The 11,109-nt window shown below is 71.6% G+C and carries 8 protein-coding genes and 1 pseudogene; 5 read left to right on the top strand and 4 right to left on the bottom strand.

The window, feature by feature from the left end; genetic code table 11:
• Window positions 1-686 (bottom strand): annotated as a pseudogene (locus VGD70_RS27030) (hypothetical protein); the annotation flags it as partial.
• A 151-nt stretch (window positions 687-837) separates the two neighbouring features.
• Between VGD70_RS27030 and VGD70_RS27025 the strand changes: the two are divergent.
• From VGD70_RS27025 to VGD70_RS27015, 3 genes are read left to right on the top strand one after another with little or no spacing between them, the layout of a single operon-like run.
• Window positions 838-1,581 carry a hypothetical protein gene (locus VGD70_RS27025; RefSeq protein WP_331086152.1) on the top strand — a complete coding sequence of 248 codons (744 nt, stop codon included), beginning with the start codon at window positions 838-840 and terminating at the stop codon, window positions 1,579-1,581.
• Between the two features lie 37 nt (window positions 1,582-1,618).
• Entirely contained in the window at window positions 1,619-1,939 is a 321-nt protein-coding gene (locus VGD70_RS27020; RefSeq protein ID WP_331086150.1) for a hypothetical protein, read from the top strand.
• Window positions 1,940-1,948: 9 nt separating this feature from the next.
• Window positions 1,949-2,752: a hypothetical protein gene (locus VGD70_RS27015; protein WP_331086148.1), complete on the top strand. Its 804-nt coding sequence runs from the start codon at window positions 1,949-1,951 to the stop codon at window positions 2,750-2,752.
• 218 nt (window positions 2,753-2,970) lie between these two features.
• On the opposite strand, the gene VGD70_RS27010 is transcribed toward VGD70_RS27015, so the two are convergent.
• Together VGD70_RS27010 and VGD70_RS27005 are read right to left on the bottom strand one after the other, a co-directional pair.
• Window positions 2,971-3,492, bottom strand: coding sequence for a hypothetical protein (locus VGD70_RS27010; RefSeq protein ID WP_331086146.1), 522 nt, complete (start codon window positions 3,490-3,492; stop codon window positions 2,971-2,973).
• 121 nt (window positions 3,493-3,613) lie between these two features.
• The gene (locus VGD70_RS27005; RefSeq protein ID WP_331086144.1) at window positions 3,614-4,396 is read right to left on the bottom strand and encodes an isocitrate lyase/phosphoenolpyruvate mutase family protein; all 783 of its coding nucleotides are present in this window, start codon (window positions 4,394-4,396) and stop codon (window positions 3,614-3,616) included.
• Between the two features lie 102 nt (window positions 4,397-4,498).
• Here VGD70_RS27005 and VGD70_RS27000 point away from each other — a divergent pair, with 102 nt between their 5' ends.
• Together VGD70_RS27000 and VGD70_RS26995 are read left to right on the top strand one after the other, a co-directional pair.
• Window positions 4,499-4,975 (top strand): methylated-DNA--[protein]-cysteine S-methyltransferase, encoded by a 477-nt coding sequence (locus VGD70_RS27000; protein ID WP_331086142.1) that lies wholly within the window; start codon window positions 4,499-4,501, stop codon window positions 4,973-4,975.
• 52 nt (window positions 4,976-5,027) lie between these two features.
• Complete coding sequence (locus VGD70_RS26995; RefSeq protein ID WP_331086140.1) at window positions 5,028-5,543, top strand: hypothetical protein; 516 nt, start codon at window positions 5,028-5,030, stop codon at window positions 5,541-5,543.
• 27 nt (window positions 5,544-5,570) lie between these two features.
• Here VGD70_RS26995 and VGD70_RS26990 read toward each other — a convergent pair whose 3' ends face one another.
• Window positions 5,571-11,108, bottom strand: coding sequence for an amino acid adenylation domain-containing protein (locus VGD70_RS26990; RefSeq protein ID WP_331086138.1), 5,538 nt, complete (start codon window positions 11,106-11,108; stop codon window positions 5,571-5,573).
• Window position 11,109 lies beyond the last annotated feature (1 nt).

The raw sequence follows: 11,109 nt of genomic DNA, 5'->3' as shown, positions 1-11,109 counted from the left end.
CTGATCGCGTCGCGATCGACGTCGGGCGCGTCGTCGAGGTTGTCGAACAGGCCCGATCCGTCTTCGGTGTCGTCCTCGCGTGGCTCGTACTGGCCGGTCGGGTCGTCGTGCGAGGGGTCCTGGCCGGTCGGGTCGGTGCCGCCACCGGAGCCGGTGTGGCTCGGGTCCTCGGAGCCCGTGCCGGGCGGGGTGTCCTGGCCGGAGCCGGGGCCGGTGCCGGGGCCGGTGCCGCCCCCGCCCGTGTCGCCACCGGTGTCCCCGCTCGTGCCCCCACCGGTGTCGCCGCTGCCGCTGTCGTAGGGCTCGTACTCGCTGCTGCTGTCGGTGTCCTGCGGGCCCGGGCTGGGCTGTGGCTCCGGCTGGGGGGCGGGCTCCGGGGCGGGCTCGGGCTGGGGCGTGGCGGCGTTCGGGTCGCCGCCGCGGCCCTCCTCGTTCCAGGTGCCCATGCCGGTGGGGTCGGAGTACTCGGCCTCGGCCTTGCCGTCGTCATCGAGGTCGAGCACCGCGGTGTCGGCGACGCCGTCGCCGTCGGAGTCCCACATCACGTCGTCGACCCGGCCGTCGCCGTCGAAGTCGAGCGCCACGCCGTCGGCGGTGCCGTCACCGTCCACATCGACGTCGGCGGCGGAGTGGTGGACGTTCGGGTCACTCTCGCCGGTGCCGAAGCGGTACTCGATGTCGGACATGTCTCCCCCGTCCAGGATGGCTGCGCTGAGGGTAGATGCGGCCAGGGGGTTCGCGGTTCCAGGGGTTTGCAACGGTGAAGGATGCGAGATCACGGGAACGGTGATCGCGACGAGCACGTCCCAGACACCGTCCGAGACAGAGGAGGTCGGAATGTCGCAGCCCGCGGGCTTCGAGGCATTGCACCAACTGGCCGGCGAGGCCGAGCGGATGAGCCGGGTGCTCGGCGCGGCCGCGGACCCCGAGGCCACCTACGAGGGGCACGACGAGACGGAGACCGTGCACGCCGTGGTCGACGGCGACGGGGTGGTCGTCGACTTCCGGCTCGAGCACGAGTGGTACGACAAGGTCGACCCGCGCAGGCTCGGCGCCGCGGTGCTCGAGGCGGTCAACGCCGCGGGCGTCGCCCGGCTGTCCACCTGGGCCGAGAAGGTCGCCGACGCCCAGACCTCGGAGCCGGAGGCCGCGCCCGCGCCCGCCCCGAGCCCGGTGCCGGCCGGCCCGTTCGACATCAACCCGTCGGCGGAGATGATCGACCAGCTGCTATACCTGCTGCACCGGGTGGGCACGGAGTCCGAGGCGGAGGCCAAGGCACGCGCCGCGGCCGAGCAGCTGCGGCGCAAGCCGATCAAGGGCCGCAGCGACGGCGGGCACGTCACCGTCGCGATGGACGGCAAGCAGCTGGTCGAGGTGCAGATCGAGACCGACACGCGCTGGATCGGCACCGCGAACCACCTCGAGCTCGTCAGCGAGCTGCGCAGCGCGTTCGCCACCGCGTACGAGAACGTCGCCGAGGCGACGCCGCGGCGCCGGTCCAACAGCGCCATCACCGAGCTGCAGGCACTCACCGCGGACCCGCAGGAGTTCCTGACGCGCCTGTTCGGCATCCGTAGCTGACCGGCAGACCAACCACATTCCACTCAGGAGGGACTCGATGGCGCCAACCCCCGACCAGTACCAGGTCGCGCTGACCGCGTTGCGGGACGACGCGGACAAGTGGGACCAGTGCGGCAACGACCTCGCCACCGCCAAGGGCAGCGCGGAGAGCCTCGACCTGGAGGCACTGCACTTCTCCTACGTCGGCGACAAGCTCGGCGTCACCGCGCTCTACCAGCAGTTCCAGGCCAGGATGGTGGCGCTGCTCAGCGAGGGCAACGCGATGTCGACCAGGGTCGCGACGGCGCTGCGCAACTCCGCGCAGACCTACCAGCAGGAAGAAGAAGCAGGCGTCCACCGTATGAACAACGTTTGGTAGGGGATCGACATGGGCGATGTGTTGGGGCAGGCCGAGTTCGAGGACGTCCTGCGGCGGGTGCGGGAGGCGCTGGACGCGATTCCCAAGCAGTTCCAGCGGCTGGTCGACAACATCAACAGCGTGCTCGGCTGGCTGCCGGGCTTCATCATGGACCGGATCCGGGACGCGCTGAAGGCGGTGGGCGGCTTCATCGAGAAGGTGCTCACGGAGATCGGCAAGTTCATCATGCAGCCGGGGGTGCCCTGGACCCTGTGGAACCACGGCAACTCGTGGACCAACGACGTGGGCGGCAAGGCCAGCAACTGGCAGGAGGTCTTCACGCTCGGCGCGATGAAGACCGACGACGAGTGGTCCGGCAGCGCGGCGAACGCCTACAAGAACGTGCTGCCGCAGCAGAAGTCGGCGCTGGCCGCGGTGAAGTCCGCCTGCGACGACGTCGACGACGTGCTCACCCAGATGGCGATCGCGATCGGCGTGGCGTGGCTCGCCGTGGTCACCGCGATCGTGTCGTTCGTCATCGAGCTCACCGCTGAGGGCACCGCGGCGGCCACCGGTGCCGGCGCCCCGCCCGCCGCGGCCGCGGCCGGTGTGTCGGCGGCCAAGGTGTGGGGCCTGATCTCCGCCGCGCTCGCGCTGCTGGAGGCGTTCGTGGCGAGCAACCTGCTGCCCGCGATCAAGAACCTCAACCAGCGGGTGAACTCGAGCGAGGGCTTCCCGGAGGGGCGCTGGCCCCAGCTCACGACCGACATCTCCAACTCGAGCCACAAGGAAAACCACGGCAAGAACGCGCCGTGGGAGATGTCCAACGCCTAGTCCGCCTCCCCGGGATTAAAAGTGTGCGTTGCGTCCCGGCGAATAGTGCGGGTATCGAGGTGGATGGTGGCTGGGTGCCGTCACGGTCCCCTGAGGTTCCGGTGGTCGGCGCAGGACTTCGCACGAAGATCTACGAGACAGGCCTTAGCCCCGACCCGGTGGTGGTCGCCTTTCTGGCGGCCACCACCTTTGTCGTCGCTGACCCCGTGAGCGGCCCGTCACGCCGCCAGGCCGTGCTCGGTGAGCCGGCGGGTGATCGCGATGGCCGGGTAGGCCGGGGGCAGCGGGCGGGTCGGGGTGGGCGGCTCGATCCAGCGCCACGAGCGGTCCAGGGGCACCTGGCGGCCGGCCGGGGTGGTGGTGATCGGGGTCGTCGGAGTGGTCGGGACCACCACGTGGCCGCCGCGGGGGGCGAGGTCCACGTGGGCCCGGGCCAGCGCGCCGGCGACCCCGGGGCGTAAGTCCTCCGGTTGGCGGGTCAGGAATGTCCATTTGAGACTGTCTGGGTCGGTGAGCACCGGGCCGCACTGCATGGCAAGGCGCAGCTCGCCGCGTACCGAGCGGCCCAGGGCGGCCGGCATGGTGATCGCGGCGATCGACGAGCCGATCGCCACGATCAGCACCCGGTTGCCCACCTGCACGGAGACCGGCCAGCCCAGCAGTTCCTCGTAGGCCGCGCGGCCGTGTGCCAGCTCGCGGAGCCACCACGGGGCAGGCCGGTTCGTGATCGGAGTAGTCATGATCGTCCCCAAGGAGTTCGACGGTTCGAACGGTTCAGGGGCGCGCCGGAAACCATTGAATAACCGACCGAGTGGTATGTCAATACCGACCAGCCGGTTTTGTTTAGTGGATCTTCGCAGGTCAGGCCAGTAATGCGTTGAGGTCGCCGTAGGTCAGGTCCGTGGCCAGCGACTGGTACGTGCCGTGGTCGAGCAACTCCGTGGCGCAGCGGGTGGCGAGCGCGTAGGCGGCCTGAGCGATCCCCGAGCCGACGCTCACCCGGGCCACGCCCAGCGCGGCCAGGTCGGCGACCGGCGGGGCGCCGGGACCGGCCAGCACGTTGAGCGGCCCGGGTACCTGGGAGACGAGGGCCGCGATGGTCTCCGGATCGACGACGCCGGGTACGAACACGCCGTCGGCGCCGGCGTCGAGGTAGGCCCTGGCCCGCGCGACGGTGTCGCCCAGCCGGGTGGCCGGGTCGCCGACCGCGAACAGGTAGCTGTCGATGCGGGCGTTGACGAACAGCGGCGCGGCCGCCCGCGCGGCGGCGATGCGGTGTGCCTGCTCGTCGGCAGGGCGCAGGCCGGGGTAGGCGCCGTCCTCGATGTTGATGCCGGCCGCGCCCGCGTCGGCCACCGCGCGCACGGTGTCGCCGACCTCGGCCGCTGTGGCGCCGAAGCCGGTCTCGAGGTCGGCGGTGACCGGGACCTTGGCACCGGCCGCGATGCGGGCCACCAGGTCGACGGCCCGGTCGCGGGTGAGCTGGTCGCCGTCCGGGGCGCCGAGGCTCCAGGCGACGCCGGCGCTGGTGGTGGCGATGGCCCGGGCGCCGGCCCGCTCGATGAGGCGGGCGCTGGCGACGTCCCAGGCGTTGGGCAGGATCAGGATGGTGCCGGTGTGCAGTGCGCGAAACTCATCAATCATGGGCGCCACTCCAGCACGGCCCACCGACAGAAACGAACGCCACCGACGGCCACGGCGGATTCCCGCCAGCCGGCCGGTGGGGAGAGGGGCACCGTGGACGTCATGGTTCACGCTCTGCTGGACAGTCCTATCGGGCCGGTCACGCTCGTCGGCGCGGACGGCGCGCTGACGGGCCTGTACATGGCGGAGCACCGCTACGCCCCAGAGTCCTTCGGCCCCCGCGACGACGGCGCGTTCCCCGCGGTGGCCGAGCAGCTGACGGAGTACTTCGCCGGCGCCCGCACGGAGTTCGACATTCCCCTCGCGCCGCGCGGCACGCCGTTCCAGCAGCAGGTGTGGGCCGCGCTGCGCGAGGTCCCCTACGGCGAGACCGTGTCCTACGGCGAGCTGGCCGCGACCATCGGCCGCCCGACCGCGTCCCGAGCGGTGGGCCACGCCAACGGCCACAACCCGATCAGCATCATCGTGCCGTGCCACCGGGTCATCGGAACGTCCGGCAGCCTGACGGGCTACGGCGGCGGCCTCCCGCGCAAGCGCTTCCTCCTGGCGCTGGAGGCCGGCACCCCGGTCCTGCTCTGACCCGCTGGTTGGCTCGTGTGGTGTCGGGACGCATCGGGAGGTGCCGGGCGCGATGAGCAGGATGACGACCGTCAGGGTTGGGCAGCGGGGCTTCTGGGCGCTGGATGACGCGTTCGGTGTGTGGCTGGCCTACGTGGTCGAGGAGATCGAGCGGAGTGGGCCGGCGGCATGGCTGGACACGCTCGCCGAGCAGTGGCGGGTGGCGGCGGCGGTCACCGAGCTCGGCGCCGACGCGGGGCGGTTGACCGGCGAGCAGGCCGCTGCCCTCCACACGATCGCGGTAGCGGCGCGACGGCGCGCCGAGGCGGTGGGAGACATCCCGGTCGACCGGCTCCGCAGCTGGATCATCGTCGACGACCTGCCGGTTGCCGGTGGCTTCGCGCGGACCGGTGGATCGGTCGAGCTGTCCCGGGTGCTGGAGGTGGCCGACGGGTTCATCTCGCTGGTGGAGGGCAGCCGGGCGCCGGACCCGCCGGCCGGCGCGTGGCTCCTCGGGACCGGTGCCGGCGCAGTGGTGATGGAGTACCGACCGGAGGCCCGAACGGAGCCGCGCTTCTCCCGCCGCTGACCGGCGATGGAGCTTGCCTACGCGAGGTCAGGCGGGTGTGGCCACCTTTGGTTGCTCGATCGACTTCGTGGCCAGGCGGCGTTCTCTTTCCTGGGCGCCGATCAGGTCGTCCGGCAACGAGTCCTCGACCTCGGTGTCGAAGTCGCGCAGGAGCTTGATCGAGAAGCCGCCGATCGTGATCAGGACCAGCATCAGGCCGAAGACCACGTAGCCGAGGCCTATCCCGCGGCCGTCGCCCGTGCCGATCAGGGCGCCGAGGGAACCCGCCAGGGCGCCGTCGGGGGCCATCAGGGGCTCGAACAGCGCGGTCGCACCCGGGGCCAGCAGGGCGAAGCCGATCGGCAGGGTGGACCAGGTGATCGTCTGGTTCAGGGCGAACACTCGGCCGTGGTAGCGCTGCGGCACCTTCACCTGCACCAGCGTCGCGTAGATGCCCTGCGCCGTGGCCATCGAGCCGGCCATGAAGAACATGCCGCAGAACACCACGATCATCGACGCGTCGAGACCGATCACGAGACAACCGGCCGCCGTGCCCAGGTTGCCGATCAGCACGCCGATCATCCGGCGCTTGCGTGGCCCGCCCCAGACCGACATCAGGATGCCGCCCGCGATCGCGCCGGCCGCCTCCGCCAGGGCGACCTGGGCCACCTGGGTGGTGGAGCCGAACGACAGCACCAGCGGGGTGACCAGCACCAGGGCCGGCGCCAGAAAGACGTTCCCCAGCGCGAAGTACGCCAGCATCGTGCGGAACCCGCGGTGGTTCCACGAGTACCGCAGGCCGTTGACGATCGCGACCATCAGTGGCTCGCGCGGGCGCCAGCCCAGCAGGTCCGGGAACCGCACGAACGTCAGCGCCACGATGGCGAACAGGTAGCTCGCCACGTCGATCAGCAGGATGCCCTTGAGATCGATCGCCGCGTACAGGCCGGCCGCCAGCACCGGCATCAACAGCTGCGCCGTACCCGTCGACAGCTGCACCATGCCCATCGCGTGGCCGAGGAACTTCTTCGGCACCAGCTGCGGCACCGCCGACTGGAACGCGATCCGCTGGAACGAGCCGCCCACCTGGGACAGTGACACCAGCACGTAGACGTGCCACAACACCAGGCTGTCCGTGAACAGCAGCGCGGCGAGGCTCAGCTGGATGGTGCCGGACAGGCAGCTCGCCAGCATCATCACCTTGCGCCGGTCGGCCCGGTCGACGATCGCGCCGGCGACCGGAAGCGTCAGGACGCCGAAGATCAGCGCCAGCGCCCACAGCAGGCCGAGGTCGGTGACCGAGCCGGTGCGGGTGAACAGCCAGATCGGCAGCGCGAACGCGGTCAGCAAGGACCCGGTCGTCGACACCAGCTGGCCCAGCGTCACCGCGACGAACCGGGCCATCGTCGGCTTCACCGCCGGCGACGCGGAACCCTCGCCCGTGTCGATCCGCTGCCACGACCGCAGGTCCCACGGCGCGTCCTCGCCCCGCGCCGCCGCCTCGAGCGGCGCTGTCTGTCCGCTCTCGAGGGCCGGGTGCGCGGTCGTGACGATCTCCGCCAGCTCGTCGGCCCGGTACTTCAGGAAGAAGTGGCCCGCCTGGTCGAGCACCACCAGCCCGAGCGTGTCGGACAGGAACCGCCACTCCGCGTACCGCTCGGTGTAGTAGTCGGTGACCGGGTCCTCCGAGCCGACCACCGACACGATCGGCGCCCGCAGCTTCGCCGCCTGCCGGTCCAGCAGACCCGTGAAGTAGTCCTCCGACGCCCGCGAGTCGGCCCGCATGTTGCTGATGATCCGGTCCGCCTGCTCGGGGTCGAGCTCGTCGGTGTCCACGCCCATCGACTTGAGCCAGGACGCGTAGTGCCGGTTGCTCTTCAGCTTCTCGAGCTTGGTGCGCAGCGCGGCTAACGCGCCCTTCGGCCGGGCGAACGGGAACATCGCGCCGATGTAGACGACCTCGAGCTCGCGCCCGGCCGCCTCCAGCTTGCGCGCGACCTCCGCGATGATCGCCGAGCCGACGCCGCAGTGGCCGTAGAGCGCGAGCTTGCCCTCGATCCTCTCCAGCACCTCGTCGGCGAGCCGGGTGGTCAGCTCGTCGAACGGCAGCGCCTGCTCCTCCAGCCCGACGTCGTGGCCGGGGATCGCGACCGAGTAGAGCGCGTAGCCGTCCGGCAGCGCGTCGGCCAGCGGCTGGTACACGATCGCGCTGCCGCCGCCGTAGGGCACGCACACGTAGGTGAGGTCGTGTTCGCCGCGGGTCTTCGTCAGCTCGTACAGCAGCCTGCGCGGGCCGTCGTCCACGACGTCACCGTCCATGAAGGACGCCAGGTCGCGGATCGTGCGGTGGGTGAACAGGTCCATCACGCCGACCGCGCGGGTGCCGGTGGAGTCCTTGCGGATCCGGGCGACCACCTGGGTGGCCAGCATCGAGTGCCCGCCCAGGTCGAAGAAGTCGTCGTCGATGCCGAGCGTCGCGACGTCGAGGATCTCCGACCAGATCGCGGCGAGCAGCCGCTCCACGTCGGTCCTCGGCTCGACCAGCGCCGCGCTCGCGTCCCGGGTCATCACCGGCGCCGGGAGCGCCTTGCGGTCGAGCTTCCCGTTGGGGGTCAGCGGAAGCGCGTCCAGCGCCACGAAGGACGCGGGCACCATGTACTCGGGCAGCGTGTCCTTCAGCGCGGCCTTGAGGTCGGCGACCTCCGCCGTGCCGACGACGTAGGCGACGAGCCGCTTGTCGCCCGGGTTGTCCTCGCGGACGATCACCGCGGCCTCGGTCACGCCGTCCTGGTCGCGCAGCGCCGACTCGATCTCGCCCAGCTCGATCCGCAGGCCGCGCAGCTTCACCTGGTGGTCGATGCGGCCGAGGAAGTCGATGGTGCCGACCGAAGATCCGCTTGCGGGATCGGGCGTCGGCGGAGTACGCCAGCGGGCCAGGTCGCCCGTGCGGTACAGCCGCGAGCCCGGGACCGGCGAGAACGGGTCGGGCACGAACCGCTCGGCGGTGAGCGCCGGGCGGCGGTGGTAGCCCCGCGCCAGGCCGGCCCCGCCGATGAGCAGCTCGCCGGCCACGCCGACCGGGACCGGGTTGCCGGCCGGGTCCACGACGTAGAGCCGCAGGTTGGCGATGGGCGCGCCGATCGGCACGCTCGTGACCCCGGCCAGCGCGGCGGGCTCGCAGTGCCACGAGCTGACGTCGATCGCCGCTTCCGTCGGCCCGTACAGGTTGTGCAGCTCGCAGGAGGGGAACCGGGTGGTGAAGTCGACCGCGGCGGCGTGCGGCAGCTCCTCGCCGGAGCAGATCACCCGCCGCAGGCCCGTGGCCGCCTCGATGCCGTCCTCGCCGAGGAACACGGTCAGCATCGACGGCACGAAGTGCGCGGTCGTGATCCGCTCGGCGACCAGCAGGTCCCGCAGGTACCCGGCGTCCTTGTGCCCGCCCGGCTTCGCGAGCACCAGCCGCGCGCCGGTCTGCAGCGGCCAGAAGAACTCCCACACCGACACGTCGAAGCTCGCCGGCGTCTTCTGCAGCACCGAGTCCTCCGCGCCGAGCCGGTAGCGCTTCTGCATCCAGTCCAGCCGGTTCACGATGCCGCGGTGCGTGTTCGGCACGCCCTTCGGCCGGCCCGTCGAGCCGGAGGTGTAGATGACGTAGGCGAGGTGGTCGGCCGTGGTCGGCGGCGGGTTGTGGATCGGCTGGCCGGCCCACTCCGTCTCGTGGTCGAGCACCAGCACCCGCGCCTTCGTCGAGGGCAGCTCGTCCTGCAGGTGGCTCTGCACCAGCACGACCGGCGCCGCCGCGTCGGCCACCATGAACGCCAGCCGGTCCGCCGGGTACTCGGGGTCGAGCGGCAGGTACGCGCCGCCGGCCTTCAGGACCCCCAGCAGCCCGGCGACCAGCTCCAGCGACCGCTCGGCACACACGCCGACCAGCGTCTCCGGGCCGACGCCGACGCCGCGCAGCTTGTGCGCGATGCGGTTGGCCATCGCGTTGAGCTGCGCGTAGTTGAGGCTCTCGTCCTCGAACGTCACCGCGACCGCGCCGGGGGTGCGGGCCACCTGCTCCTCGATGAGGCCGTGCAGCGTGGCCGCGTCCGGGAAGTCCGCGGTGGTGTCGTTCCAGCCGTCGACGACCAGCGCCGCCTCGGCGGCGTCCATGACGTCCAGCTCGGACACCCGGGTGTCCGGGTTCGCCACGATCGACCGGAGGAGCGCGCCGAGCCGGTCCGCCATCCGCTCCACAGTGGACCGGTGGAACAGGTCGGTGTTGTAGACCAGCTTTCCCCACAGTCCACTCGGGATCTCGACGAGGTGCAGCTCGAAGTCGAACCGGGTGGCCCGCAGCTCCATCGGCGTCCACTCGAACGACACGTCCGAACCGGCCGCCGCGTCGCCGAACCGGCCCATCTCGTAGTTCTGCAGCACGAACATCGCCTGGAACACCGGCGACCGGGACACGTCACGCACCAGGCCGAGCTCCTGCACCACCTTGGCGAAGGGCACGTCGGCGTGCTCGAACCCGTCGAGCACGCTGCGCTGGGTGGCCTCGAGCAGCTCGGCGAACGTCGGGTCCGCGGACAGGTCCGCGCGCAGCGGCAGCATGTTGATGAACATGCCGATGACGTCCTCGAGCTCCGGCGCCGAGCGACCGGCCACCGACGCGCCGACCGCGAAGTCGTCCTGGCGGGAGTGCCGGGACAGGAACACCTGGTAGGCCGCGAGCAACGTCATGAACAGCGTGCCGCCGCAGCGCCGGGAGAGTTCCCCCAGCGCGTCGGTGACCTCGCGGTCGACGGTGAGCTCGACGTAGTCGCCGTGGTAGGTCTGGGTCGCCGGCCGCGCGAGGTCGGTCGGCAGCTCCAGCGGCTCGATGCCGGCCAGCCGCTCCTTCCAGTACGCGACGTGCCCCTCGGCCTCCGGCCCGGCGAGGCGCCGCGCCTCCCACACGGCGAAGTCGCCGTACTGGATCGGCAGCGTCGGCAGCGAACCGTCGCGGTACAGCGTGATCACGTCGCGCAGCATCACGTCGACCGACCAGCCGTCGCCGACGATGTGGTGCTTGGACAGCAGCAGCACGTGGTCGCCGGGCTCGTCGTCGGCACTGTCCAGCTCGACGAGCAGCGCCCGCAGCAGGGGGCCGGTGGCCAGGTCGAACGGCTCGACCGCGGCCTCGTCCACCAGCCGCTGCGCGGCCGCCTCGTCCGGCGCGGACACGATCCGCAGCGGCACCTCGACGTGCTCCTCGACGACCACCCGCGGCTTGCCGTCGGCGTCGGCGGGGAACCGGGTGCGCAGCGACTCGTGCCGCGCGACCAGCCCGGCCAGCGCCGCCCGCAGCGCGGCCACGTCCAGCGCGCCACGGATCCGCAGCGGCACCGCGATGTGGTACGCCGCCTCGCCGGGGGCGAGCTGGTCCATGAACCAGACCCGTTCCTGGGCGTAGGACAGCGGCGCCGGGGTGGCGTCGGGGCGGGGCCGGATGCCGTGCTGGGTGCGACCCTCGGCTGCCGCGTTCTTGCGGAGCTTCTTGGCCAGCAGGGCAGCTCGTGCCGCCCGCCGGTCGGCGGCCTCTGGCAGAGCGGTCATG

The sequence above is a fragment of the Actinophytocola sp. genome, assembly GCF_036402745.1.
GTDB lineage: Bacteria > Actinomycetota > Actinomycetes > Mycobacteriales > Pseudonocardiaceae > Actinophytocola.
Note: the sequence above shows the minus strand (reverse complement) of the source record. Positions and strands in the feature narration are given on the sequence as shown.

Bases quoted from the DNA above. Each gene is read 5' to 3' on its own strand.
- VGD70_RS26990 (WP_331086138.1), bottom strand. From the start codon at position 11,108: ATGACCGCTCTGCCAGAGGCCGCCGACCGGCGGGCGGCACGAGCTGCC.
- VGD70_RS27000 (WP_331086142.1), top strand. From the start codon at position 4,499: ATGGTTCACGCTCTGCTGGACAGTCCTATCGGGCCGGTCACGCTCGTC.
- VGD70_RS27015 (WP_331086148.1), top strand. From the start codon at position 1,949: ATGGGCGATGTGTTGGGGCAGGCCGAGTTCGAGGACGTCCTGCGGCGG.
- VGD70_RS27025 (WP_331086152.1), top strand. From the start codon at position 838: ATGTCGCAGCCCGCGGGCTTCGAGGCATTGCACCAACTGGCCGGCGAG.
- VGD70_RS27005 (WP_331086144.1), bottom strand. From the start codon at position 4,396: ATGATTGATGAGTTTCGCGCACTGCACACCGGCACCATCCTGATCCTG.
- VGD70_RS26995 (WP_331086140.1), top strand. From the start codon at position 5,028: ATGAGCAGGATGACGACCGTCAGGGTTGGGCAGCGGGGCTTCTGGGCG.
- VGD70_RS27020 (WP_331086150.1), top strand. From the start codon at position 1,619: ATGGCGCCAACCCCCGACCAGTACCAGGTCGCGCTGACCGCGTTGCGG.
- VGD70_RS27010 (WP_331086146.1), bottom strand. From the start codon at position 3,492: ATGACTACTCCGATCACGAACCGGCCTGCCCCGTGGTGGCTCCGCGAG.